The following is a 24,644-nucleotide window of genomic DNA, read 5'->3' on the forward strand; positions in this document are numbered from 1 at the left end:
AAGATATTAAAATAAAATAAAAGTTGCAGAGAGTTAGTATCTGCTCAGATGTTTTATTCTTGTTTCCTGTTCGACAGTTTTGATAAATGTTTTTCTAAATTTTCATAATTCCCCAAATAAGCTCTCATTAAGCTTTTCCAGAGCTTACCGTGATTGGGATAATGATAGTGCAATAACTCGTGAACAATGACATATCTGCCAAGTCTTTTATCCAAATTAATTAATTCATCATTAAAGTTTAAGTTGCCATCAGTTGAGCAGGATGCCCATTTACGTTTCATTGGACGAATGGAAATACGTTTTAATGTAATATCTAACTTGACTGCGTACTTTACCACTTCTTTCTTAAACTCAGTTTTATCTTTCCATTTACTCATTAGCTTTTAAGATTATATTAAACAGTTCATCAATGATTTGATTGGCTTTGTCTATATCATCAATCTCAGATAATAGATTTAAATATAAGTCCTGACGAAGTTCTCTTGTTTCTGCTTCGCTTTGTTTCCAGTTGGGATATTTTTTAAAGCTCTCAATAAAGCTTTTTGCAATGTTATCACTATTACTCAATCCATACTCAGAGAGTTTTTTTGAGAAGAAAAATGTTAAATCATCAAAACCTTTAGCTTTTTTTTCTTCTTCCTGATTGATTATTTCTTTAACTAATGCTTCAAGCTCTTCAAGAGCAGCCTTCGTAGTAATGATTCTGTTCTCATAATTTTCCTGAATTGCCAGCGCTTTATCCTTTATGGAAATAAGTACAAGATCACCGCTGTGTTCCTCAGCTTGCCTGAGAATTGTTTTGATGAGATTAATTACTTTAACATTATCCGGTTTCTGACCTTCCTTAATCAATTCAATCGTCTTTGCATCCAATTCGTAAGCATCAGTAACGGATTCAATATTTGTAATATCAACCGTCTCTTTCACCAGATCAATTGTTTTTCTCTGAAATTCTTTATCGACATAAACCTTATTTGCATAAGCATTACGGACTATGTAATAAATTTGAGTAAGAAGTTTATAGTTTTCCATATAAGGTCTTAGAAATGCATCCGGTGAAATGATTTCATAGAGCATTTCAACTTCTTTGAAGAACTTAAAGAATTCTTTACGCTTAGATTTTGATTTGAAATGTTCAATCAGCTTATCAACTTCTTTATCACTGTAAGGCGGCTTTATCAGATTTAAATATTTCGGTGCTTGTTTTTCCAAATGTTTTCTGAATGATTCTTTTAATAGGACTAAATCTCTAATTACACTTTTAACATCATCCGAATCAAATGCAAGGGCTTTTTCCAGCTTATCAAATATTCCAATAAAATCAATTACCAATCCGAAAGGTTTTTTCTTTCCTTCTTCATCTTCATAGGGACGATTAACTCTAGCTATTGCCTGAAGTAATGTGTGATCTCTCATCGGTTTATCTAAATACATCGTGTAAAGTACCGGAGCATCATATCCTGTAAGAAGTTTTTCTGTAACTATCAAAATTTTAGGTAGAGTTCCGCTTTTAGCAAAATTTTTTCTAATTGTTTTTTCTTCGTCCTTGTCAAGATGATATTCCTTTAATTCTTCTGTGTCATTATATCCTGCTGTGTAAACAACTTGTGAATATTCCGTAGGTAAATATTTATCCAATGCTTTTTTGTAAAGAGCACAAGCTTCTCTGTCCACTCCAACCAAAAATGCTTTGTAACCAAGGTTTTCTACATAAGTTTTATAATGCTCTGCAACAAACTTTCCAATTTTATTTATCCTTCGTTTACCTTTTAAGAAGTTTTTTGTCTGAACAGCTTTTTCCAAAATTTTATTCAATTCTTCAATATCACTTACACCTTCAGCCTCTGCAAGTTTCAGGAATTCTTTTTCAAGAATTTCTTCCGGCACTCTTAATTCATTCGGTGCAAGAGAATAATAAAGCGGTAAAGTTGTTCCATCATTTATGGAAGCTGAGATTGAATATTTATCCAGATAACCTTTCGGATCATCAATTCCAAAAGTTTTAAATGTTCCTCTGCCATAAGCTGTCTTGTCTATCGGTGTCCCTGTAAATCCAATCAGTGTTGCATTTGGAATTGCAGCCATCAGATAATTTCCCAAATCACCGGAAGTTGTTCTATGAGCTTCATCCACTAAAACATAAATATTTTGTCGTTTGTTGATATCAGGTGGCATATCATTGAACTTATGAATCATACTGAGTATCAACCCACGATAATCTTCCCTCAACAAATCTCTCATTGCAGCAATACTATTGGCGTGTTTCACATTTTCAATTCCTAAACTTCTCAAATTTCTTATCATCTGATCTTCAAGTTCATTTCTGTCAATCAGTAGAATGATAGTTGGTTTATCAGCTTGCGGGTGTTTGAACAATATCTCCGCTGATTTGATTATAGTATAAGTTTTACCTGAACCCTGAGTATGCCAGACTAATCCTCTTTTCTTTTCATCATCTAAAGCTCTCTCAACAACTTTCTCAACAGCTTCAACCTGATGCTGACGCAAAATAAATTTATTTAACTCTTCATCCTTTTCAACAAATAATATGTAATTTTTAAGAAATGCGAGAATGCTTCTGATATCAAAAAATGTCTTTACTTTTGATTCAAGATTTCCAATCTCATTTTCATCTTTTACGGCTTTCCAGTAGAAGAGATTTTTACGGTTCGTATTCCAGGTTACACCGTACAATAATCCGATTGCCTCTGTAACTGTAAAAATCTGCTGAGGAATCAGCATTCCCGGAGTTTCTCTATGATAGCGCCTTATCTGATCAATTCCGATTGCAAGAGCTTCATCTTTGGTTGCGTTTTTACATTCAACGAAAATTACAGGTATTCCGTTTATGAAGAATACAACATCTTCCCTGTTTCCATATCTGCTGTTGTTAAAATAATATTCCTCCGAAATGTGATAGGTGTTGTTCGATGGATTGTCAAAGTCAATAAGTTTAAGATTATATTCACGATTATCCTCTGAAGAGAAGAATGTTTTCTCTCCTTTGAGATATTGAAGAAAGTCCTTATTGCCGTGAATATCGGTTCTAAGACCATTTAGTTTTGAAAAAAGGTTGTTGTCTTTTTCCGAGTATTTGGGATTAAACTCCATTACTTTTTGAAGTAAAAAATCTTTTAAGAATGGATAAGAATTTTTAGCTCTTTCTGCTGGTAATGTTGATGAAGTATCAAAGTGTCTTAACTTTTCTGTTTCGGCTTGTGACAATAGCTGCCAGCCAATCTGAGATGCATACTCTAAAATTCTTTTTTGAACTGTTGTATGTTCAGTGAATGAATTACTCATATTCGTAAAAGTTTTTAATTTCTTTCAAGTTTTGTGGCTCAAAAATTTCAATATGTGAGCCACAAATCAAATTGTAGCTCATTTGTGAGCCACAATAAATTACACATCCCTTCGTCCCTTCTCGAGAAGGGATAGACTTGTATTTTTAAATCGTACCGTCCCCTCTTGAGAGGGGCGAGGGGTGTGTCTTTACTTAAGCTTATCATACCTTTTTACTCTCAAATTCATCAATCCACTCTTCAATCCGTTTTATTACTCCATCCAGATTATGTCTTATTTCCATATCATCAAAACGTAAAAAGCTGATACCAAATTCTTCCAGTTTCTTTTGTCGCATTCTATCGTGTTCTTCATTTCCGTAATGACTTTCACCATCAACCTCAATTGCCAGCATAAGTTCGTTGCAGAAGAAATCTACTATGTAGTTGTCAAGTGGTTTTTGCCGATGGAAATCGTATCCCTTAATTTGTTTGCCTTTCAGCTGCTGCCAGAGCATTATTTCAGTAAATGTGCTGTTGTTGCGTAACTGTCTGGCTTTTTCTTTTAGTGAGGGGTTGTATAGGATAATTTTCCTTCTCATCTACACACCCCTTCTGTTAAAAAAGCGTATTGTCGCATCTTGAGAAGACCGAGGGGTGTGTCCAAATCTTATTTTAAAGTCACTCAACATTCTTACACATCCCTTTGTCCCTTCTCAAGAAGGGATAGCTGCGTTTCCTCTATTTTGAATTCAATATCTTTAACTCGAATTTGACCAGTCATTAATTGATTTAAGGTAGTATGAAAAAACTCTTTTAGAATACTGAGATGATTATTTTGTAGGACTATTTTGAGATCTAAATTTTTAAATATTTTAGATATTTCTTTTTGTTCGGTAATCGATGGAATTGGAACCTTTGTATTCTTGATTATAGTCTGACTAATATTAGGTTGTGCACCTCCATACCTTTGGCTAAGAAATTTATCTCTAATTGTAATAAAATAATGTCTAAGAAATTCAGGATCGAAGAGGTCATAGTTAGGTAATATCGCACATACAGCTTGATTCGTTGTAGATTTTTTCTTAAGAATAGCGGTTTTACCAACTGTTGCACCATACATTGCTATAAGTATTGTATCTTGTGGAAAAATTTTTGCGGATGAATTTGCTATAGCTTCATCTGTAATTTTCTCTTCTGTATCTTCTATTATATTATCTTCTAATTCACCTGATTTTACCCATAAATTCTCACCCGTATAATATTTAGGAATTTTTCTACTTGGTGTCCCTCCACTTGTTATCTTTGTTATTTCACTCATTTCCTTAACTTCCCAACTTTCTGGGATGGGACCAATCTCTGTTTGTTTTTGTGGTTCGCCGTAGAGCCCTTCGGTAAAGAGTTTTTGCATTAAAGCTTTTTTAAGCTCCTGAGTGGTTTTAATTATTTTCTCCTGCACCTCAATTGCCTGCTGTATTTTCGAAAGCACATAAGCAATTTTTTTTTGCTCGGGAAGAGGAGGGAGAGGAATTTCAATATTGTATAACTGACTTTTATTTATCGCTTTGAAAGTACTTCCAGTCCCAAGCTTCTCAATTACTTTTTCAATTTTATTTAGATAATAATAAAGATAAAGATAGTGATTCTCTCTTGTTCGGATAGCCGATAAGCCACGACCAATCCCACTTTTTTCAAACGACAAATTGGTTGGACCAACAGGTGCTCTAACAGAAATCAATATGTCATTTTTTTCAGCGATCTTTGCAGGTGAGGTACACCAAATTCTCGGAGTAGGATACACATTCCCAAAATCAGCCTTCCCTTGATAAAAAGGTAATCCATTACCTTCAGAATTATATGTGCTGGAAGGTGGAGATTGCCCCATTATGATTTCCGAAGCTTCACTTAATTTTTTCAACTCCCAATCTTCAGGGATTAAACCAATATCGGTTTGCTTAAAGCCGGTTGGGATTTGTTGTGAGTTATTTTTTGTTTTCTTATTCATAAACTGTTAAAACAGTTGCTATTTGCAGCTTGGTTTCATTAGCTACCGACTTAAGTCGGGGGTTATTTATATGGTCAAAGGTTATAAACCGTTTCAAAGGTTTCAAATTAGTAACCTAATTTTTTAAAAATATTTTTTAATTCTCTATCAATTTCTTTCTGTTCTTGCTCAAGTTCACGCAGGTCTTCGAGTATTTCACCAATTGGTCTGTATGTTTCTTCTTCCGCTGTATGTATGTATCGTGTTGGAGATAAATTATAATCATTCTTAACTATCTCATCTTTGTCTATTACCTTGCTAAACTTTTCAATCTCCTTCCAATTGAGATAGGTATCAACAATTTTATTTTGGTTCTCTTCTGGTATGAAATTCTTTGGCTGTCCTTTTTGAAATTCTTTGGAAGCATTTATTAAAAGGATTTTATTTTTTCTGCTTCCTGCCTTGCCGGCAGGCAGGTTATCTTTTTTCTTGTTAAGAAATAAAACAATTCCCGGTGCAGAAGTATTGTAGAAAAGATTTTCAGGTAAGTAAAGCACGCCTTCAATCAAATCCTTTTCAACAAACCATTTTCTAATTTCCTTTTCTCTGTTAGTACTTTGATTTCCCGAACCTCTCGATACAGCACCAGTATCCAAAACAATTCCTGCTCTTCCATTTTCTTTCAGTGAAGCAAGAATATGTTGAACCCATCCCCAGTCCGCAGTACCGTTTGGAGGAAATCCTGCTGAAAATCTTTCAAATTCATCATTCTCATAAGTTGATTGATTAAAATTATCCTGATTCCACATTGGATTAGCAGTAACCAGATCAAACTTTTTAAGTTTGTTTCTTTCTTTAAACTTTGGTGAATTCATTGTATCGCCAATTTCAATAGTGCCTTCCATATCGTGAATAACCATATTCATATTTGCCATTGCCCAGGTAGTTCCAATAAATTCCTGACCATATAACTTTAACGGTGCATATTTTTGTTTTGACCGAAGTTCCATTTTTTCCTGAAGCACCAACTGACATTTAATAAGTAATCCTGCAGACCCACAGCAAGGATCATAAACTTCCATTCCGGGTTCGGGATCAAGTATACGAGCTATAATCATTCCTACTTCTTTGGAAGTGTAGAATTCGCCTGCACTTTGTCCTCCACCTTCAGCAAATTTTCTTATAAGATATTCGTAGCTTCTGCCAATAATATCAGGTTCAACATCTTTGAGTCCTAATCTCTTCTTGCTTATTTCTTCAATAAGGTTACTAAGTTTATCATCATCAATATCTCTTTGTCCGTGTGTGGTTGCATTAAAATCAACACGATCTATTATTCCCTGCAAACGTGGATTTTCTCTCGCAATATCTCTCAGCTTGTTTGTTAGTTCTTCACCAATGTTAGTTGATAGTTTACGAATGACAGACCAGGTTGGATCATCTATATTTTCAGGTCTGAATGGGATATAAAAGCGTGTAAGCTTTCTGTCTTTTTCGATTAGTTTTAATACCCTCTTTTTATCCCCAATCTTATCAGTAATTTTCTGAACTTCATCATCAAATACATCGCACAGTCGTTTTACAAAAATGAGTGGTAGTATGAAGTCTTTGTACTTGGGTGCATCTTGTGCTCCTCTGATTGCACAAGCAGCATCCCAAATCCAGGATTCGAGGGATTTAGAATTATTATTATTACTCATCCAAAAATTTTCCCATAAATTTATTTAAAATTATTTAATTATGATCGTAAAAAGAAACACAGATTTCGTATTCATAAATATGCAATATATTCCTTCTCATTCAGATAAAACTCATCAACTTTAACTGCTCCTCTTAAAGAGTTTGTGAGAATTATTTCGTCTGCAGTTAGTAAATCATCTAATGAAATTCTTTTTTCTTTTGTTTCGGGATGAGTCCTTATGAAATACTTTCTGTAAATGCCTGACAAAATTCCACATTGCACAGTTGGAGTTGTAATTACATTACCCTTCCTGATAAAAATATTTGTGATTGAACCTTCCGAAACATTTTCATTTTCGTTCAGATAAATTACATCAAAGAAACCCTTTGCTTTAAAATGATTATATTCTTCATCATATAGTTTTCTGTTTGTCGTTTTGAAATACTGAAACTTATTTAAGCTGTTAATTTTATTTTTTGAAAGAATGATCTTTATAACTGATTTTTTCTGAGTGAATTCCTGAATTTGTAATTCGACTTTCCCTGTTTTATTTAAAATTATTTTTAACCGATAAACCTTATTTGCGTCAAGTGTCTTGAGTTCATTATTTATTTTCTTAACAATTTTCTTTTCATCATAATTGAATAGAAAATAATCTGCTGCCTGTTTCATTCTTTGAAGATGGTCAGTTAGAAAAGTTACTTCGCCATTTTCAACTCTTGCAGTTTCAAAAATCTCAAAGTAAGGTTCTGGCTTAATGAGAAAATTACTTTTGAGCAACACTTCATTATACTCTTTTTCAGGTTTGCTGTCCCAAACTACACCGCTTCCAAGGCCAATTGTACCTTTTTTCATTTCACGGTCAAACTGAATTGTTCTGATTGCTACATTGAAAACGAGATTTTTCCCAAGCATCAAACCGATTGCTCCTGTATAGATTCCTCTTTCTTCCTTTTCAAGCTCTCTGATTATTTCCATCGTTCTTATTTTTGGTGCTCCTGTAACAGAGCCACAAGGAAAAATATTTTTAATTATATCCGAAAACTTTACAGACTTCCTCAGCTTGCCTTTAACTGTACTTATCATCTGATACAATGATTCATATTTCTCAATTTCAAATAATTTTGTTGTTTGAACAGAACCGAATTCACAAATTCTTCCTAAATCATTTCTCAACAAATCAACAATCATAACATTCTCTGCCTGATTTTTAATGCTGTTTTCAAGCTCGTGTTTTTTCATCTGATCATCCTGATAGCTTACTCCTCGAGTAATCGTTCCTTTCATCGGTTTGGTAATAATATTTCTCAGATTTGTTTCGAAAAACAATTCAGGTGAGATTGAAATTATTATTTCATCAACAAGATTAATGATAGCAATATATTTTGCCGACTGATTGAAAATCAGATTTGAAAAGAACGAAGCAATGTCTCCTTCAAAATTGAACTTACCCTTTACTGTATAATTGATTTGATAAGTATCACCGTCAGCAATGTACTTTTTAATTTTTCTTATTGAATTGATGTACTCAGTTTTAGATGTATTGAGATGAAAATCAGAAACTATAAAATTTAGTTCAGCAGATAACTTTATGGATTCGGAATTTATCTCTTTAACATTTTTATCATTAAAAAATACTAAATGAGCGAGTGGTTTATCTTCTCTTAGAAATTTGTGTAACCTTTGTTCAAATAAATAACCTAACTCATAGTTGAGAGTTGCATAACCAAATAAATTTTTCGCAATCTTTTTATCTGCTTTTGATAGCATTGGTTCAAAATCATTCAGTCCATAAATAGTCAGAATCTCTGATGGTTTATCAAATAAAAATGATTTTGCATTTGGATAAATCGGTGGAGTATAAAAAAATGCCGAATAAGGATTTGATAAAACTTTATTTACGATTTCTGAAATTTTCATTTAACTTTCTTAGTGTATCTTTGTGCGCTTAGTAACTAAGTGGTAAAATCCCTCTGTATTACCGGCACTAAGGCAACATAGTAAAAGATTGAACAACAATTACGCTAATTATGTTGCATTACTTATTTTTCGATGTCGCTAATTTAACAATACTAAGGATTATTTATGGGCAAACCTCGTCTTTCTTTCTGGCAAATCTGGAATATGAGTTTCGGATTTCTCGGTATTCAATTCGGTTTCGCACTTCAAAACGCAAATGTTAGCAGGATATTTGAAACACTTGGTGCAAGCATTGATTCAATTCCTATACTCTGGATTGCTGCACCTGTTACCGGATTGATTGTTCAACCAATTATCGGACATATGAGTGATAAAACCTGGAACCGACTTGGCAGAAGACGACCCTATTTTTTAATTGGTGCAATACTCGCATCACTTGCACTTGTTATAATGCCTAACTCTCCGGCTCTTTGGTTTGCTGCTGGAATGTTATGGATTATGGATGCGTCAATAAATATTTCAATGGAACCATTCAGAGCTTTTGTTGGAGATATGCTTCCATCCGAGCAAAGAACAATTGGATTTTCGATGCAAAGTTTTTTCATCGGAACAGGAGCAATCATTGCATCTGCATTACCTTATATGATGACAAACTGGTTTGGAATTTCTAACACTGCACCGGAAGGTGAAATTCCCGCTTCAGTTAAATTTTCTTTTTATATCGGTGCAGCCGTTTTCTTTCTCGCAGTATTATGGACAGTAATCAGCACAAAAGAATATTCACCGGAGGAATTAAAAAGATTTTCTGAGGAAGATAAAACAGAAAAACACAAGGATGCTTCATCCAGAGTTGATGAAAGAATTCCGCAGAACAAATTCATTAAACTCGGATTTATTTGGTCAATCGTCGGAATAATTGGTTCTGCAATTCTTCATTTTATTTTGCGTGAAAATGATTATGGATTGTATGTGTTGTTCGTTGGTTCAATAATTTTTGGTATTCTACAGATTATAGCTGGAATGCTGACGAGTAGAGGCAAAACAGATGGCGGTTTTGTTGTTGTTCTCAATGACTTGTACAAAATGCCAAAGACTATGCGTCAGCTCGCGGTTGTTCAGTTCTTTAGTTGGTTTGCTCTGTTCGCAATGTGGATTTACACCACTCCTGCAGTAACGCATCATATTTACGGTGCAACAGATCCAACTTCAGAGTTATACAATGAAGGTGCTGATTGGGTTGGAGTTCTAATGTCAGTTTATAATGGTTTTGCAGCTGTGATGGCTTTTGTATTGGTTTGGCTTGCAAAGAAAACCAATCGTAAAACAGTTCATATGATAAGTTTAATTGTAGGTGGAATTGCTTTTGCATCTTTTTATGTAATTAAAAATCCTCAACTGCTTCTGATATCTGAACTGGGAATTGGACTTGCGTGGGCTTCAATTCTTGCAATGCCTTATGCTATTCTTGCCGGCTCTTTACCTCCCGAAAAGATGGGAGTTTATATGGGCATTTTTAATTTCTTTATCGTGATTCCACAAATAACCGCAGCAGCTATTCTTGGATTTTTTGTAAGAGAAATTTTCTCCGGCGAAGCAATTTATGCTTTATTACTCGGTGGAATATCAATGACTATTGCCGGATTGATGGTAATGTTTGTTGATGATGTTGATTGAGCTTGAATGCTCAAATTATGTTAATTAGCTTTTTCTCATTAGTTATAACTTAATTTCATATTCTGTTTAAGATTAAACTTTGGAAAATTATTTCCTGAATTTTAGGGATTGTATGGAACTAATTTTTTTGGTATATGGTTGTTGAAAATAAAAGGAGTCATTATGAAAAGGTTCATTTTATCTTTAGCAGTTTTAACAGTTTTGAGTTTCAGTTTTGCTTTCTCCACTTCGAACGATGATAAGAAATCTGATTCCAAAGCAAAATGTCCATATCTTCAGCAGCAGGCACAATCAGAATGTCCTTATTCCGGAAAATCATCTGAGGATAAGTTACAAAGTGAAGCTGGTAAGCAGTGTCCATTTCTGAACGGAGAAATTAAATCAGATAAAAACTCCTGCCCTTATCTTGAAGGAATGAAATCAGATAATTCTGATAGTAAGTCAATCAAACAAGTCTGGCAAGAAATCAAATCGTAAATTAAAACATCATAAATTTTGCGGAACGGTCGGGAAACCGTTCCCTACATTTTTATTATTAATTTTATTTTCCTTTGTAGGGAATGGACTCCTGTCCATTCCGTTTTTTCTATGGCTTTTGAATCCGTAACGGTCGGGAGACCGTTCCCTACAATTTTATTATTAATTTTTATTTTCATTTGTAGAGAATGGACTCCTGTCCATTCCGTTTATTTTTTATTACTTCTGAATCCGGAATGACCGGGAGACCGTTACCAACAATTATTTATTTTTGTAAGTTGATTGTTCGGACTATTTAAGTAAATAGTAAAACATACTTATAATATATTTAATGATTTCTTACAGTGAATAAATTACCACACAGAAAAAGAACTCGCCTAAAAGAATATGATTACTCTCAATACGGGTATTATTTTGTAACTCTTTGTATTAAAGATAGAAGAGAATTTTTCTCAAATATAATTGATTACAAAGTGGTCTTAACAGAATATGGAAAAATCTTAAATGAAATCCTAAAAAACCTTAATCGTTTTTATCCTGTAGAAGTGGATTATTTTGTAATAATGCCTGATCATATTCATTTAATCCTCGTACTTGATAACGAGTTAAGTAGTATTAAAAATTATTCCTTATCTGACATAATTGGTAAATTCAAGTCATTCACAACTAAAAAAATCAGAGAGAAGCTAAAACCTCCAAACGAATTTCACTGGCAAACATCATTTTTTGACAGAATAATTAGAAATGAGAAAGAATTTTACGAAATCAGAAAGTATATTCAAGAGAATCCAATTAAATGGGAAATAGAAAAAGGAAATCCAGAAAATTTATTGATGTAAGGGATCCGGAACGGTCGGGAGACCGTTCCCTACATTTTTATTATTAAATTTTATTTTCCTTTGCAGGGAATGGACTCCTGTTCATTCCATTTTTTTTACGGTTTTTGAATCCGGAACGACCGGGAGACCGTCTCCTTAGATTAAATTCTCAATAATATTATTGAAATTATTCCGGCGATTAATGCTGCGATTCCATAATTGTTAATTTTTTCCTTCCAGATTATATACGCCATAATTGCAGTAAACACTATTACACCGATATTCTGAATTGGGAAAACTACAATGGCTTCCAATTCACTCAATGCTGCCAGAACAAAATGTATCGCTAAAACATTCGGAAGTCCAAGCAGCAAACCTAATTTAAATGTATGCGACTCAAATTTAATTTTCTTATAAAGAATATATCCTAAAGTATAAACAAAAGCTGAAAAGAAAATTGTAAAGACAAAAGTTCCTTTTTCTTCTGATGGAAAATTTCTTTCAAATATTTTCATTGAGAAATCAACTAAGCCGATTCCAAATAACAATAAAATCAGAATTAAATAACTTCCCTTTGAATGTGGTTTGCCATCATGATTTTTAAGTGACAGATAAAACAAATAGAGAGTCACCAAAGCCATCGCAAATCCAAATATCATTTTAATGTTTGGTGATTCGCCATAAAGAATTATTGAAAATAAAACCGGAATAAGTACTGATAATCTGGCGCTTACTGTTGCTAATGCTGTTCCGGCCAGACCAACAGCTTTTGAATAGATAAAGAATGTAGCTGCAAATAAGTATCCGAGAAACATTGCAAATAAAAACGCTTGTAATGAAATTGTTAATGAACCTTTATAAAAAACAAAAACAAGAGAAAGAACAGAGGCAGTCAGATAATTTGCATTTATCAGAATAGCCGTGTTTGATTTTTTAACATTTCCCTGTTTAAGAATCAATGCAAGACTGCTTGAACAGATTATAGCAAGAAGAAGATAAATCATAATGAGTCCAACGGGTTAGAATATTTGAATTGATAATTTAATAGTGAATTAATTTTCTTTGATTTAACAATCTTATACGGCTCTTTTCCATCTTTGAATTCAGGTATTGGAAGTGAAAGTTTTTCTGCAGATAATGAATAAAATTCTCTTCTTGTAGGATGATATTCACAGACGCCATTTGTCACTTCATTCCAAATCTCTTTTTCCAAAACACTTTTGATTATTCCAATACAATCATCAAGATGAATCAAATTTAATGGTGTATCTGCATATTCAATTACAGTTCTGGTTAAAGCGAACTTAGCGGGATTTCTGTCTGAACCAATCAAACCGCCAAAACGAATGATAGTTGTATCAAAAATTTCATTCTTCTTTAAATAGTTTTCTACAATAACTAACGCTTCACCAGATAGTGTATCAGGTAGAGTTTTACTGTCTTCGTCAACTTCGTTATTCTTGTTTCCATAGACTGAAGTTGAACTGATGAAAATAACTTTTCTGCAATGTGAATTTTTTAAGTGCTTAACAACAGATTCTATCTGAAGAAAATGATATTCAATTAGGTCGTCTCTTCGTAAAGGAGGAATATTTATTATCAGAATATCACAATCAAAAAATTTTTCTACATTTTCGCCAATTAATTGCGGGTTGAGTAAAATTTTATACGGCTCGATTGATTTGCTATGTAGCAAAGATAATTTCAAATCAGAGGTTGTTGAACCTTTAACAATATAATCATCACTAATGAGTGATTCTGCTAAAGGTAAACCAAGCCAACCACAACCAAGAATACTAATCGTTCTCATATTATTAAAATGTAATTAAAATTACTTTTAATCAGTATGCACTTTCTCTTCTTTAACCAACATCCAAAGGATTGCAGAAATTGAAAGAGTTACTGCACTTATAATGAATATTAAACTTTTATCTTGTGCAGCACTTATCGCCTGACCAATTCCAAAACTTGCAACCAACTGTGGTAATACTACTGAAAGATTAAATAATCCCATAAACAGACCCATTCTTGTCTGATCAATTTGTTGCGACATAATTGCAAAAGGCAAACTGATTGTTGATGCCCAACCGATTCCAAGCAAAGCCATAATGATGTAAATAACTAAAGGAGAAAAACCAAAGAAAAGCATTGCAGCATAAGCAATAGCCATCGATGCAATGCTCAGAAAGTGTGTTCGGACTTTTCCAATCTTTCTTGCCATAGGTTCAAGTACCAGAACCGGAAGAACTGCAGCAACAGCATTGAAGATTAAAAATGAAATTGTAACAACTTTTCCCATTTGTATTGATACATCCTCAGGAATTACAGAATTAGCATCATAACCAAAGACTTTGTATTGAACATAAGCAAACATATAAACAAACATTGTCTGGATTCCAACCCAGGTAAATGAATGTGCTGCAAGAACTTTTTTAAATCCAATCAAACCTTTTTCTGCAGCACTTTTTCCATCAGTTTTCTGAAATAAAACTTTTAAGATGAAGATTATAGTAATAGCAAAACAAATTATCTCTGCATAGTAATTATCAAAGTGAATATTGAGCACTCGCATTACAATTGCATAAATAGAATAAATCAAAAATCCCCAAAGCGGTTCGATGTAACCAAGAATGGCTCCAAATGATGCTTTTGTTTCGTGTTTATCCTGTTGATTTGCACCTTTTGAAAGATATCTTGGTTCTTCAATAAAAAGAGTTGGAACAATTGAAAGAACAAGAACCAGAAATACTCCGAAATAAATTAAAACATAATTATTCCACACTGCGCCGATTACATAAGCAAGTACACCAAATGTTCCTGAAATTGTTTGCATCCAGGTGTATCCTTTGGTTCGTTCTACGCCTTCCGGAGTTACATCGGCGATGATTGAACGCGTCGGATTAAAACTAATGTTGATTGCTAAATCGAGAGTTAAAGCAACTGCAATTGCAACTCCAAGTATTCCATCAATTCCGAGTGTTGATGAAATAACATCAATATTAGGCAAAGCAAGAAGCATCATTGCAGCGAGAAATCCACCAATCAAAATGAAAGGTCTTCTTCTTCCATTAAGAAACCAAACATTGTCACTGATAATTCCGATTATTACTTGTCCAAGAATTCCTGCAATCGGTCCTGCTGCCCAAACCAATCCAACATCGTGAATATCAAGTTTGTATTTAGTACTAAGTATCCAGCTTAAAGCTGAAATCTGAATTGATAATGCAAAGCCCATTGCTGTTGCCGGTAAAGCAAGCAACGCATAAAATGCATTGGTTAATTTTTTTTGAATCTCAAGCATAAAATTTCCTCAGCTTATTTTTCTATAAGAAAGATTTTAGAACTCAATGGCTCAATTTCCATTTTAGAATTTTTAGACAATGTTATTTCATCATCATTCATCAAATCAATTAATTTACTTTTTGAAGAAAGCATTTCACTGTATGAAGAAAAATCTATTGTTTGTTCTTTATCACTTCCGTTTACAACAATCATTGTTGTTTCATCGTTCAAATTTTTGAAATAAACATATACATTATTGAAGGGATAATAATGTGTAAGGTTTCCTGTTGATAATGATTTAAAGTCTCTTCTTAACGAAATTAATTTTTGAGTATAATTAAAAAGATTATTCTCCGTATCATTTCTTCCACATTTGCTAAATGCATTATGATCACTTGATTTGAAACCTCCGGGAAAAGGTGTTCTTATAGTTCCGTGTCTATCATCTCCAACTATTCCGATTTCAGTTCCATATAGAATTTTTGGAATGCCACGAGTTGTTAAAAGAATTGTTAGTGCGACTTTAAACTTTTCAATATTCTCATTAGCTAAATATAATCCACGTGCGATATCGTGGTTATCAATAAAGGTTAGAAGATTTTCGGGTTCTGAATAAATGTAATCCATCGCAAGAATATTAAATATCGCTTCTAATCCTCTTCTGCCTGAAAGATAATCGCGGAATGCATCCGCCGAAGCAAAATCAGTTATTGATGGCAAATTGGAATTAAGTTTTAATCCGAATTTATTATTTCTCTGATAAGCTGCTAAAAAAGGTGGTTCGCCTGTCCAGATTTCTCCAACAATATTAAAGTTTTGATATTCATTCAGAATAATTTTTGCCCAATCAGATAAATAATATTGATTAACATAGGGATAAGTATCTTCACGAATTCCATCAATACCAAGATATTCTATCCACCATATTGTGTTTTGAATAAGATAATTTTTCAGAAATGGATTACTCTGATTTAAATCGGGCATATAATCGGTAAACCATCCGTTCCAGGTTAAAGCGACTGATTCACCAGGACTGTAAGGATCAGGGAAAGTCATTTTATTGTGATTTGCAGGAAGATGATTTCCCGGCTCTCCATTTATCCAATTCTTAAATGGTAAATCTTTAATCCACCAATGATTAATTCCAATATGATTTGAAACATGATCCATTATAATTTTCAAATCTTTTTTATGTGCTTCATCAACAAGTTTTTTAAATAACTCGTTGCTTCCAAATCTTGGATCGATTTTATACAAGTCTGTTGCAGCATAGCCGTGATAACTCATCCACATATTGTTTTCGAGCATTGGAGTAATCCAGATTGCAGACACACCAAGTTCTCTAAGATAATCCAGTTTTGAAATTATTCCTTCAATATCCCCACCTTTTCTTCCATCTAAATCTTTTTCTGTAAATTCATCCAGACTATCACCAAGATTGTTGTTTTCAGGATTGCCATCGCAGAAACGATCTGCCATAATTAAATAAACAACATCACTTTGATTAAATCCCTGAAAAGCTTTCTCTCTTTTTTCTCTTTTAAGAATTGGAAAGCTTATTACTGTATCGTATTCATTTGTTGCAAACCCGATTTCAAAATTCAGATTTTCATTAATTGAATTATCAACAACTAAATCAATAAAAAGATAGTTTGGACTTTCTGTTTTATGATAATCAATTACAGTTGCTCCTCTATGCGAAGGATAAATCTCAGCATTACCAACATTCTTTCCATAGATAAGAATCTGAATTGTATCTGTTTTTAATCCAAACCACCAATTAGGCGGCTCGATTCTTTCCACATTAAATTTTTGTGGAAATGAAAACGAGACCAGATAAAAGCTTAAAAATATTATCTTCTTAATCATAATTCTCTTAAAAATTTTGGCAAAGATAGTGAAATACTATTAACTAAACATTTTTATAAAATATTTTTTTCAAAATAATTGTTGATAAATCGCAAATTTATTTTTAGTAACTTTTATTTTATGTTGCTATCGAAATAATAATATTTAACAATCAACATCCTTCAGGAGGGGAAAATGAAAGCAGTAAAAATCGCTGGTTTAATTTTATTAGGTTTCTTGTTCTTTGCTTGCGACAAAGAAGATTCAAATGATCCTAACAGTCTTGGTGGAGATGTAAATACTGAAATAAGTAATGTTGGAGATGAATTTTTTTTAAGTGTTCAAGTTGGGAATGACTATGTTGATCTGAATGACACAATAAAAGTTGTAAGCAACAATAATGGTTTGGTTACCTTTAAAATAAAAGCCAATGTTTCGCAATCAAACAAAATCAAACAACTTCTTGATAAAATTCCTGGTAATGTTTACGATGCTCAAGGAAATATAGATGCCGAAGTTCAATTTAAAATCACCACTGCCGGAATTCAGGACTTCTTCAATAAAGATCAAAAACCACATACATTAGTTAAATATGATGCAAAGGTTGGAGATCAATATAAGCTCACAAAATCAGATGGTAAAACTATTACTCGAACTGTAACTGCTCGTTCCGATGTGGACGATTTTCCTTATGGATTTTATTATATAAAAACCATTACACTTGAACAGGATTCCAGAATTCCCGGAATTCAAAAATTTGTATATCGTGCGAACCACAAATTCGGAATAGTTTATGTTGAAATTTATCTTGAAGATGGTTCCAAAGTTAGTTCATATATTTTCGCTCCTAATTCCTGATCAGATTTAATATGAATCATAAGTTTTTTCTTCCCCACAAATTCAGGTTTGTGGGGATGATTTTATTCCTTTTAGGAATAATCTCTGCTTATGTAAGATTTTCATTAGGAATTAAACCTGCTGTTTTAACTTTACCCGTATTTACTGTTTACTCAAGCTTTTTAGAAACCAAAACTTTTCAGGTTATTACAAACAACATTTCAGAAGAAATTGTTACGCTTTTGTTACTAACTGGTCTGTTACTACTAAATTTCTCAAAAGAAAAAACTGAGATTGAGTTAACTGATAAATTAAGATTCAAAGCTTTAATCTCTTCAGTGTTTGTAAACACTTTGCTAATGATATTCAGTACATTATTCATCTTCGGATTTGCGTTTGTAAATGTTTTGATGATTAATCTCTTTTCACAGTTGCTGCTTTATCAGATTATTTTTCGGTTTTTAATTTTCAGAAACAGAAATAAGTTATTCGCAGATGGAATTAGCTGAGATTCTAAAATTTATTAGAGTTAATACGGAGTGGCTCTATACTGTTCTTTATCAGAACAAATATTTCTTTTTTGATTATTGGTCACTGGTACATTTCTTCTCAGGTTTTTTCATTCCGGTAATTTTATCTAATCTCAGAATCCGAAGAATATATCTCATTACTTTTCTGTTGTTAGTTCTTTACGAAGTTGTTGAAATATATTTGATTTACATTGCTTTTAATATTTTCAAACCTGAAACAATAAAAGATCAAATAACAGATATATTAGTAGGATTATCAGGTTTGTTCTTAAACTTCAGATTGGGAAAGTATATATTCAATTCAAGAAATGAGATTAAATATTCGTCTTACTTCCCTGCTATCGTTACTTCATTAACTATTTCTTTTTTCTGGGTCGGATTCTACCAATATAGATATAATTATGATTTCCTTAATTCAAGTGGACTTAATTTCTGGGCATTTGGATGCTGGTCGGTTTCTATACTTATCATTTGTATTTCGTTTTCACACTTTAAAGATAAATTTTCTAATAAACTGAAATTCTATCCAATATTTTATCTGTTCTATTTAACTTCATTATTAACTGTTGAATTTGTTGGATATAAAATCCTGGGAATAAAAGAAATAGCTCATATCAACTCGGATAGTTTAATATTTAATCTTATTCACGGAACTACAACTTTACATATTTATTATTTGCTTGCTCCATTCATCGCAATTTTGATCAATAAAATCATTTTTACCCTTTGGCAAAATTATTTAACCTCTTTTGAATTGAATGAAATCAAGCTTAAGAACAAAATATTAAGAACAGTGAGTATTTCTGACTGATGCAATAATCATTGAGCAATTTTTAATTCTTTCAATTAAATCCTTCACTAAAATTTCCATAATTAGCTCGTCAAATTTCATTGTAATTAACTTCAATTAAGTTAATTTTTGAAACTAAATTTTTGAGTTATGGACAAGCAAGCTGAAGAAAAAAATATTACGGTTAATCGTAAAGCAAGACACGATTATCACATTCTTCAAACATTTGAAGCAGGAATAGTTTTAGTCGGTACAGAAGTTAAAGCATTGCGTGAAGGAAAAGCAAATCTTGTTGATAGTTATGCAACAATAAAAAATGGTGAAGTTTGGCTTGTTAGTGCACATATAAGTGAGTACAAACAAGGAAATATCAATAATCATAATCCGACACGCGACAGAAAATTATTATTAAACAAAAGTGAAATAAGAAAACTTATTGGAAAGACTAAAGAAAAAGGGTTAACACTCATTCCTTTAAGAATGTATTTCAAAAACGGTAGAGTGAAAGTCGAGCTCGCTCTGGCAAAGGGTAAAAAATCTTATGATAAACGGGAAACGATTGCTAAACGCGATTTTCAGCGTGAACAAGAAAGAAGAATAAAATATTGAATGAAAGTATAAATGAAGGTATGAATGAATGGATGAATGGATGAATGGATGTATGAATGATTGATTGAATGATTGAATGGTTGAATGGATGTTGAGTTGAATAAATTTAACAGTTTCATCTTATTAAATCTCTTTTGAATTGATTATCAGATTTAAATTCGAATTACATTAAAAGAAAGTACTGAATAAAGCATATGATAAAATTTCCTTCTGTAAATGAACAAATGGATCTCATCAGGCGCGGTACTGTTGAGATTATTCCTGAAGAAGAGTTAGTTCAGAAAATTGAACGGTCAATTAAATCCGGGAAACCACTGAACATAAAATTAGGATGCGATCCAAGTCGTCCTGATCTTCACATTGGTCATTCTGTGGTGTTAAGAAAGCTTGCTCAGTTCCAACAACTTGGTCATCAGGCAATTCTTATTATTGGTGACTTTACAGGAATGATTGGTGATCCTTCCGGTAGAAATTCAACAAGACCTGCGTTAACTCTTGAACAAACAAGAATAAACGGTGAAAGTTATTTTCAGCAGGCATCTAAAATTCTGGATAAGAATAAAACTAAAATTGTTTACAACTCTGAATGGCTTGGTAAAATGACTTTCGAAGATGTAATTAAACTTGCTTCAAAGTACACAGTTGCAAGAATGCTTGAGCGAGACGATTTCACAAAGCGATACAAAGCCGGTGAACCAATCAGCATTCACGAATTTCTTTATCCACTTGCTCAGGCAATGGATTCAGTTGCAATTCAGAGTGATGTTGAACTGGGAGGAACAGATCAGAAATTTAATTTATTCGTTGGCCGTGATATTCAAAGAGAATACGGAGTTGAACCTCAGGTAATTTTAACAATGCCATTGCTTGTGGGAACTGATGGTGTTGAGAAAATGAGTAAATCATATGATAACTATATCGGAATTTCTGATCCACCGGAACAAATTTTTGGAAGAACAATGTCAATTCCTGACACTTTGATTTACACTTATTTCGAACTAGCTACAAATGTTTCAAATGAACGGCTGAAAGAAATAAAAGCTGCACTCGAAGATGGTAAAACAAATCCGCGCGATTTAAAGCGCGAGCTTGCCAGAACTCTTGTTTCGATGTATTATGATGAAGAAGCTGCTAATAAAGCACAGGAAGAGTTTGACAAAATATTCATCAAAAAAGAAATTCCTGATGAGATTGATGAATTTCATATTGAAGAAAACACAGAAATCAATATTTTAGACCTGCTTCTTTTAGTAAACTTTGCGCCATCGAAAGGCGAAGCCAAAAGATTAGTTCAGCAAGGTGGAGTTTCAATTGATGGTGAAAAAGTTTCAGATGTTCATCAGAGCATCAATATCAAATCAGGAATGATTCTTAAAGTAGGTAAACGAAAATTTCTAAAACTAATAGAGAAAGGAAAATAAAAATTGTATCTACCGACAAAAATTTTCTTCACAAAAGGTGTTGGAAGACACAAAGAGTATCTTAGCTCTTTCGAATTGGCATTGAGAAATGCTAAAATTGAAATATGCAATCTTGTTTCAGTTAGCAGTATTTTCCCTATCGGCTGCAAAAGAATATCAGTTGAAGAAGGATTGAAACTTATTACACCTGGTCAGATTACGCATTGTGTTATGGCTCGTAATTCAACAAATGAACCAAACAGACTTATCGCGGCTTCAATTGGTGTTGCAATTCCTGCTGATCCAAATGCTTATGGTTATCTATCTGAACATCATCCTTATGGACAAACTGAAAAAGTTGCCGGTGAGTATGCCGAAGATTTGGCTGCAACAATGCTTGCTACAACTTTGGGAGTTGAGTTCGATGCAGATAAAGATTGGAGTGAACGAGAAGATATTTATAAAATGTCCGGTAAAATAGTTCGAACATTTAATGTTACTCAATCTGCTGAAGGTGATAAAAACGGTTTATGGACTACTGTAGTAGCTGCCGGTATATTTTTACCATAACGAGGGACTGATTGTTATCTGAAAATATTTTCTGGATTATTTTCTCCGTCATCATCGCAATAATGCTGATGATTGATCTTTATGTAACTGATCACAGACGAGGAAAAATAACCTTAAAAGCAAGTCTTATCTGGAGCGGTATTTGGATCATTACCGCTCTTCTTTTTAACATATTCCTATACTTCTACCTTGAAAACGGTCATCAGAAGGCAATTGAATTTCTTACAGGTTACATCATTGAAAAGTCTTTATCAGTAGATAATCTATTTGTCTTTCTGATGATTTTCAGCGTGATGAATGTTAAAGCTGAACATCAACCTCATATACTTAAATGGGGAATTTTAGGAGCAATATTTTTCAGAATAGTTTTCATTCTTGCTGGTGTTGCTCTGATAAGCTTATTTCATCCGGTGATTTATGTATTCGGTGCCATTCTACTTTACGCAGCATATAAAATGGCTTTCGGCAGTGATGAGAAAATTGATGTTGAAAACAACTGGCTTATAAAAATTTTTGTAAAGTACTTCAAACTTAAAACTGATTATGACGGCAGAAAATTTTTTGTTAAAGAAAACGGCAAAACTTATATCACAACAATGTTCTTAACATTGTTGTTGATTGAATCATCTGACATCGTATTTGCCGTTGACTCAATTCCTGCAATCATTGCAATTACCCACGATACTTTTATAATTATTTCTTCCAACATTTTTGCGATACTCGGATTAAGGGCTTTGTATTTTGCTCTTGCCGGATTGGTGGATTTGTTCAGGTATTTGAAATACGGCGTTGCTTTGCTGTTATTTTATGTTGGTATTAAGATGTTGATAAGTGATTTTTATAAAATTCCTACTGAAGTTTCATTAATCATCATAGTTACTATTCTATCAATCTCCATTTTATTATCACTTATCAAGAAGAGAAAATTTTCTGATTAGTCCGATAATGTGAATGATTATCGCTGCGCCAAGTCCAACTAGCATTGGTTCAATTTCATACCAAAGCGAATTTTGAAAACTGTCTCTTATAAAAAACCAGATTGTTCCTGATAAAAGAGAAATTATCATTTCAATCAGCATTATATTTTTTGCTATTCTGGATTTCGAATAATAAGCACTCACAACTGCTGGAATAATTGCGGGAATAAACAACGAACCGATTGTGTACCAAATCTGAACTACTGAAGGAATAATGTAAGAAATTACTATTGCAACAATCCCAGAAATAATTATTCCGATTGATGTATAATATTTTAATTTTTCATCATTCAATTCAGGACTAAGCCGATAAAAAAAATCTCTGCCAATAGTGGTTGCACTAAGAAAAAGAAAACTGTTAAGTGTTGAAATGATTGTAGCAAACATTCCGGCATAGAAAATTCCCTTCAATCCCGGAGATAAAATTTTTTCTGCAAGAAAAGGAAATGCTAAGACTGGTTGTTCAAGATTTGGGAATAACGCTCTGGCAAATAGTCCTGTTGAAGTTGTAAGAAAATCAAAAAGCGCCCAGAAAAAAATTGAAATGATTATTCCCCATTTAGCTACATTACCATTTTTTGAAGCATAAGCTCTCTGATGAAATCCTGGATCGGCAAATGTCCATAATGCAATTAGAAACCAAACAATTATAAAAGTTGGTGAAGCATCACCGGTTAGTTTCAGATGATTAGCTGGAAGATTTGTATTTAAGAATTCAATTCCACCAATGTTGTTAAAACAAATTATAACAGCTATAATAAATCCAATAAACATCACAAAGAACTGAAAAGCATCAACATAAACATTTGAACGGAATCCACCTCTAATCAGATATGAACCCGAAAGCAGGAATGAAATGATTAATGCTAAAAGAAAATCAATCTTAAAGATTTCTTTCAATAAACTTGCTGTCATCAAAAGATAAGGTGCTGGTGAAACAAGTATGAATACTATAACTGCAGAAAGTAAAGAAACATTTTTGCCATAAACTTCAAAAAGTTTATCAGGTATTGTGAATAAAGATGCTTCACGAATTTTTTTAGCAAAGAAAATTGCAAATAAAAAAGCGAAAAGATAATACGGAAGTCCTTGTGTAAACCAACTGAGTAAGCCGTAGCGATAAGTGAACTCGCCTACTCCTAATATGCCACCATACCAGGTTGAAACCGTTACAAGCACGAATAATAATAGGTTTAAATTCCTTCCGGCGAGAAGATAGTCAGTTGCATCTTTGGATTTTTTTGATGATAGAAATCCGATCAAAAGAAGTAATACAAAAAAAGTGAGAATGACTGCAATGTCTTCAAAACTAAATGAGATCATTTTTTGCAACGAAATTAAAATCGCGAATAATAAAAACTATTCCACCTCTAATGTTTAACTTTACTTCATTTTGTGTGGCTACATTTGATGTGCTTTCTCTTTCACCGAATGGAAGTCTGGAATTTTTAAGCTGGTATTTTAATCCATCGGAAGAAATTTTTGTCTTTGAATCGAATGCATATAAAGAAATTGTTTCACCAGGTTTTGACTTCAAGGTAATCGATTCATTGGTTGGAGTTAAAAAAGAATTTTCAGCAACGACATTGCATTCAATTTTATTAAAAAATTTCAGGACAATTCCAAGATTACAAATTGTATGATCTAACCTGTCACCGGTAACACCAAGTAATAATGCTTCAGTGAATCCTTTTTTAATTGCGAACTTAAGACATTTTTCAACATCAGTGTCATTCTGTCTTGTGATTTTTATAATCGTTGATTTATCTGAAAAATATTTTATGGTTTCAGGACTAACTGAATCAAGGTCACCGATAATATAATCGGGAACCAACCCGAGCTTTTTTGCTGAGTTGGCTCCACCATCTGCACAAATTAAAGTTGTATAACCTTTTTTCTCAAAGAAGTTAATCACCTTTTTTGAAGGTGCTCTTCCATTTGCAATTATAATACATTTTTTCAAACT

Annotated in this window: 23 protein-coding genes; 10 read left to right on the top strand and 13 right to left on the bottom strand. The window is 32.9% G+C overall.

From position 1 onward, the window contains the following. Window positions 1-53: 53 nt before the first annotated feature. The 6 genes from Q0X14_RS03395 to pabB form a co-directional block, all read right to left on the bottom strand. Complete coding sequence (locus Q0X14_RS03395; RefSeq protein ID WP_297842430.1) at window positions 54-377, bottom strand: M48 family metallopeptidase; 324 nt, start codon at window positions 375-377, stop codon at window positions 54-56. Further along, a complete protein-coding gene (locus Q0X14_RS03400; protein ID WP_297842433.1) occupies window positions 370-3,303 on the bottom strand; it encodes an HsdR family type I site-specific deoxyribonuclease in 2,934 nt (977 codons plus the stop codon). The genes Q0X14_RS03395 and Q0X14_RS03400 overlap by 8 nt, the downstream gene beginning before the upstream one ends. A 202-nt stretch (window positions 3,304-3,505) precedes the next feature. After that, window positions 3,506-3,883, bottom strand: coding sequence for an endonuclease domain-containing protein (locus Q0X14_RS03405; RefSeq protein WP_297842437.1), 378 nt, complete (start codon window positions 3,881-3,883; stop codon window positions 3,506-3,508). 92 nt (window positions 3,884-3,975) lie between these two features. Further along, the gene (locus Q0X14_RS03410) at window positions 3,976-5,286 is read right to left on the bottom strand and encodes a restriction endonuclease subunit S (RefSeq protein ID WP_297842442.1); all 1,311 of its coding nucleotides are present in this window, start codon (window positions 5,284-5,286) and stop codon (window positions 3,976-3,978) included. Between the two features lie 107 nt (window positions 5,287-5,393). Beyond that, entirely contained in the window at window positions 5,394-6,965 is a 1,572-nt protein-coding gene (locus Q0X14_RS03415; protein ID WP_297842445.1) for a type I restriction-modification system subunit M, read from the bottom strand. Window positions 6,966-7,036: 71 nt separating this feature from the next. Next, on the bottom strand, window positions 7,037-8,866 hold the full coding sequence (pabB, locus tag Q0X14_RS03420) for an aminodeoxychorismate synthase component I (RefSeq protein WP_297842448.1): 1,830 nt from the start codon (window positions 8,864-8,866) through the stop codon (window positions 7,037-7,039). 165 nt (window positions 8,867-9,031) lie between these two features. Between pabB and Q0X14_RS03425 the strand changes: the two genes are divergently transcribed. The 3 genes from Q0X14_RS03425 (at window position 9,032) to Q0X14_RS03435 (ending at window position 11,856) form a co-directional block, all read left to right on the top strand. Beyond that, window positions 9,032-10,540: an MFS transporter gene (locus Q0X14_RS03425; protein WP_297842451.1), complete on the top strand. Its 1,509-nt coding sequence runs from the start codon at window positions 9,032-9,034 to the stop codon at window positions 10,538-10,540. Window positions 10,541-10,702: 162 nt separating this feature from the next. Beyond that, the gene (locus Q0X14_RS03430) at window positions 10,703-11,017 is read left to right on the top strand and encodes a hypothetical protein (RefSeq protein WP_297842453.1); all 315 of its coding nucleotides are present in this window, start codon (window positions 10,703-10,705) and stop codon (window positions 11,015-11,017) included. Window positions 11,018-11,361: 344 nt separating this feature from the next. Then, window positions 11,362-11,856 (top strand): transposase, encoded by a 495-nt coding sequence (locus tag Q0X14_RS03435; protein ID WP_297842457.1) that lies wholly within the window; start codon window positions 11,362-11,364, stop codon window positions 11,854-11,856. 140 nt (window positions 11,857-11,996) lie between these two features. On the opposite strand, the gene Q0X14_RS03440 is transcribed toward Q0X14_RS03435, so the two are convergent. The 4 genes from Q0X14_RS03440 to Q0X14_RS03455 are packed head-to-tail and all read right to left on the bottom strand — an operon-like array spanning window position 11,997 to window position 16,986. Then, the gene (locus Q0X14_RS03440; protein ID WP_297842460.1) at window positions 11,997-12,839 is read right to left on the bottom strand and encodes an EamA family transporter; all 843 of its coding nucleotides are present in this window, start codon (window positions 12,837-12,839) and stop codon (window positions 11,997-11,999) included. Then, window positions 12,836-13,645, bottom strand: coding sequence for a hypothetical protein (locus tag Q0X14_RS03445; RefSeq protein ID WP_297842463.1), 810 nt, complete (start codon window positions 13,643-13,645; stop codon window positions 12,836-12,838). Before Q0X14_RS03445 ends, Q0X14_RS03440 begins: the two co-directional genes overlap by 4 nt. A 27-nt stretch (window positions 13,646-13,672) precedes the next feature. Then, window positions 13,673-15,136: an MFS transporter gene (locus Q0X14_RS03450; protein ID WP_297842465.1), complete on the bottom strand. Its 1,464-nt coding sequence runs from the start codon at window positions 15,134-15,136 to the stop codon at window positions 13,673-13,675. A 14-nt stretch (window positions 15,137-15,150) separates the two neighbouring features. Further along, the gene (locus Q0X14_RS03455) at window positions 15,151-16,986 is read right to left on the bottom strand and encodes an alpha-amylase family glycosyl hydrolase (RefSeq protein WP_297842467.1); all 1,836 of its coding nucleotides are present in this window, start codon (window positions 16,984-16,986) and stop codon (window positions 15,151-15,153) included. Between the two features lie 174 nt (window positions 16,987-17,160). Between Q0X14_RS03455 and Q0X14_RS03460 the strand changes: the two genes are divergently transcribed. The 4 genes from Q0X14_RS03460 to smpB all read left to right on the top strand — a co-directional run bounded on the left by Q0X14_RS03460 (window position 17,161) and on the right by smpB (window position 19,731). Next, on the top strand, window positions 17,161-17,823 hold the full coding sequence (locus Q0X14_RS03460) for a hypothetical protein (protein WP_297842469.1): 663 nt from the start codon (window positions 17,161-17,163) through the stop codon (window positions 17,821-17,823). A gap of 11 nt (window positions 17,824-17,834) precedes the next feature. Beyond that, window positions 17,835-18,311: a hypothetical protein gene (locus tag Q0X14_RS03465; RefSeq protein WP_297842471.1), complete on the top strand. Its 477-nt coding sequence runs from the start codon at window positions 17,835-17,837 to the stop codon at window positions 18,309-18,311. After that, window positions 18,298-19,143 carry a hypothetical protein gene (locus tag Q0X14_RS03470; RefSeq protein ID WP_297842473.1) on the top strand — a complete coding sequence of 282 codons (846 nt, stop codon included), beginning with the start codon at window positions 18,298-18,300 and terminating at the stop codon, window positions 19,141-19,143. The genes Q0X14_RS03465 and Q0X14_RS03470 overlap by 14 nt, the downstream gene beginning before the upstream one ends. A 129-nt stretch (window positions 19,144-19,272) precedes the next feature. Further along, window positions 19,273-19,731 carry an SsrA-binding protein SmpB gene (gene smpB, locus Q0X14_RS03475; protein WP_297842476.1) on the top strand — a complete coding sequence of 153 codons (459 nt, stop codon included), beginning with the start codon at window positions 19,273-19,275 and terminating at the stop codon, window positions 19,729-19,731. Here the strand turns inward: smpB and Q0X14_RS03480 are convergent. Beyond that, window positions 19,698-19,850 carry a hypothetical protein gene (locus Q0X14_RS03480; RefSeq protein WP_297842479.1) on the bottom strand — a complete coding sequence of 51 codons (153 nt, stop codon included), beginning with the start codon at window positions 19,848-19,850 and terminating at the stop codon, window positions 19,698-19,700. The genes smpB and Q0X14_RS03480 overlap by 34 nt on opposite strands. 75 nt (window positions 19,851-19,925) lie before the next feature. Between Q0X14_RS03480 and tyrS the strand changes: the two genes are divergently transcribed. The 3 genes from tyrS (at window position 19,926) to Q0X14_RS03495 (ending at window position 22,639) form a co-directional block, all read left to right on the top strand. Further along, window positions 19,926-21,152: a tyrosine--tRNA ligase gene (gene tyrS / locus Q0X14_RS03485; protein WP_297842483.1), complete on the top strand. Its 1,227-nt coding sequence runs from the start codon at window positions 19,926-19,928 to the stop codon at window positions 21,150-21,152. A gap of 3 nt (window positions 21,153-21,155) precedes the next feature. After that, a complete protein-coding gene (locus Q0X14_RS03490) occupies window positions 21,156-21,701 on the top strand; it encodes an arginine decarboxylase, pyruvoyl-dependent (protein ID WP_014560604.1) in 546 nt (181 codons plus the stop codon). A 68-nt stretch (window positions 21,702-21,769) separates the two neighbouring features. Further along, window positions 21,770-22,639 (top strand): TerC/Alx family metal homeostasis membrane protein, encoded by an 870-nt coding sequence (locus tag Q0X14_RS03495; RefSeq protein WP_297842485.1) that lies wholly within the window; start codon window positions 21,770-21,772, stop codon window positions 22,637-22,639. On the opposite strand, the gene Q0X14_RS03500 is transcribed toward Q0X14_RS03495, so the two are convergent. Further along, window positions 22,607-24,001, bottom strand: a complete 1,395-nt coding sequence (locus Q0X14_RS03500) for a sodium:solute symporter family protein (RefSeq protein ID WP_297842487.1) — start codon at window positions 23,999-24,001, stop codon at window positions 22,607-22,609. The genes Q0X14_RS03495 and Q0X14_RS03500 overlap by 33 nt on opposite strands. Beyond that, window positions 23,988-24,641 (bottom strand): thiamine diphosphokinase, encoded by a 654-nt coding sequence (locus Q0X14_RS03505; RefSeq protein WP_297842490.1) that lies wholly within the window; start codon window positions 24,639-24,641, stop codon window positions 23,988-23,990. The genes Q0X14_RS03500 and Q0X14_RS03505 overlap by 14 nt, the downstream gene beginning before the upstream one ends. Window positions 24,642-24,644 lie beyond the last annotated feature (3 nt).

The sequence above is a fragment of the Ignavibacterium sp. genome (assembly GCF_025998815.1).
In the GTDB taxonomy this organism is placed as follows: Bacteria; Bacteroidota; Ignavibacteria; order Ignavibacteriales; family Ignavibacteriaceae; genus Ignavibacterium.

What these genes read in the sequence shown, in the direction of transcription:
- Q0X14_RS03395 (WP_297842430.1), bottom strand. Translation starts at nt 377, where the DNA reads ATGAGTAAATGGAAAGATAAAACTGAGTTTAAGAAAGAAGTGGTAAAG.
- Q0X14_RS03400 (WP_297842433.1), bottom strand. Translation starts at nt 3,303, where the DNA reads ATGAGTAATTCATTCACTGAACATACAACAGTTCAAAAAAGAATTTTA.
- Q0X14_RS03405 (WP_297842437.1), bottom strand. Translation starts at nt 3,883, where the DNA reads ATGAGAAGGAAAATTATCCTATACAACCCCTCACTAAAAGAAAAAGCC.
- Q0X14_RS03410 (WP_297842442.1), bottom strand. Translation starts at nt 5,286, where the DNA reads ATGAATAAGAAAACAAAAAATAACTCACAACAAATCCCAACCGGCTTT.
- Q0X14_RS03415 (WP_297842445.1), bottom strand. Translation starts at nt 6,965, where the DNA reads ATGAGTAATAATAATAATTCTAAATCCCTCGAATCCTGGATTTGGGAT.
- pabB (WP_297842448.1), bottom strand. Translation starts at nt 8,866, where the DNA reads ATGAAAATTTCAGAAATCGTAAATAAAGTTTTATCAAATCCTTATTCG.
- Q0X14_RS03425 (WP_297842451.1), top strand. Translation starts at nt 9,032, where the DNA reads ATGGGCAAACCTCGTCTTTCTTTCTGGCAAATCTGGAATATGAGTTTC.
- Q0X14_RS03430 (WP_297842453.1), top strand. Translation starts at nt 10,703, where the DNA reads ATGAAAAGGTTCATTTTATCTTTAGCAGTTTTAACAGTTTTGAGTTTC.
- Q0X14_RS03440 (WP_297842460.1), bottom strand. Translation starts at nt 12,839, where the DNA reads ATGATTTATCTTCTTCTTGCTATAATCTGTTCAAGCAGTCTTGCATTG.
- Q0X14_RS03445 (WP_297842463.1), bottom strand. Translation starts at nt 13,645, where the DNA reads ATGAGAACGATTAGTATTCTTGGTTGTGGTTGGCTTGGTTTACCTTTA.
- Q0X14_RS03450 (WP_297842465.1), bottom strand. Translation starts at nt 15,136, where the DNA reads ATGCTTGAGATTCAAAAAAAATTAACCAATGCATTTTATGCGTTGCTT.
- Q0X14_RS03455 (WP_297842467.1), bottom strand. Translation starts at nt 16,986, where the DNA reads ATGATTAAGAAGATAATATTTTTAAGCTTTTATCTGGTCTCGTTTTCA.
- Q0X14_RS03460 (WP_297842469.1), top strand. Translation starts at nt 17,161, where the DNA reads ATGAAAGCAGTAAAAATCGCTGGTTTAATTTTATTAGGTTTCTTGTTC.
- Q0X14_RS03465 (WP_297842471.1), top strand. Translation starts at nt 17,835, where the DNA reads ATGAATCATAAGTTTTTTCTTCCCCACAAATTCAGGTTTGTGGGGATG.
- Q0X14_RS03470 (WP_297842473.1), top strand. Translation starts at nt 18,298, where the DNA reads ATGGAATTAGCTGAGATTCTAAAATTTATTAGAGTTAATACGGAGTGG.
- smpB (WP_297842476.1), top strand. Translation starts at nt 19,273, where the DNA reads ATGGACAAGCAAGCTGAAGAAAAAAATATTACGGTTAATCGTAAAGCA.
- Q0X14_RS03480 (WP_297842479.1), bottom strand. Translation starts at nt 19,850, where the DNA reads ATGAAACTGTTAAATTTATTCAACTCAACATCCATTCAACCATTCAAT.
- tyrS (WP_297842483.1), top strand. Translation starts at nt 19,926, where the DNA reads ATGATAAAATTTCCTTCTGTAAATGAACAAATGGATCTCATCAGGCGC.
- Q0X14_RS03495 (WP_297842485.1), top strand. Translation starts at nt 21,770, where the DNA reads ATGATTGATCTTTATGTAACTGATCACAGACGAGGAAAAATAACCTTA.
- Q0X14_RS03500 (WP_297842487.1), bottom strand. Translation starts at nt 24,001, where the DNA reads ATGATCTCATTTAGTTTTGAAGACATTGCAGTCATTCTCACTTTTTTT.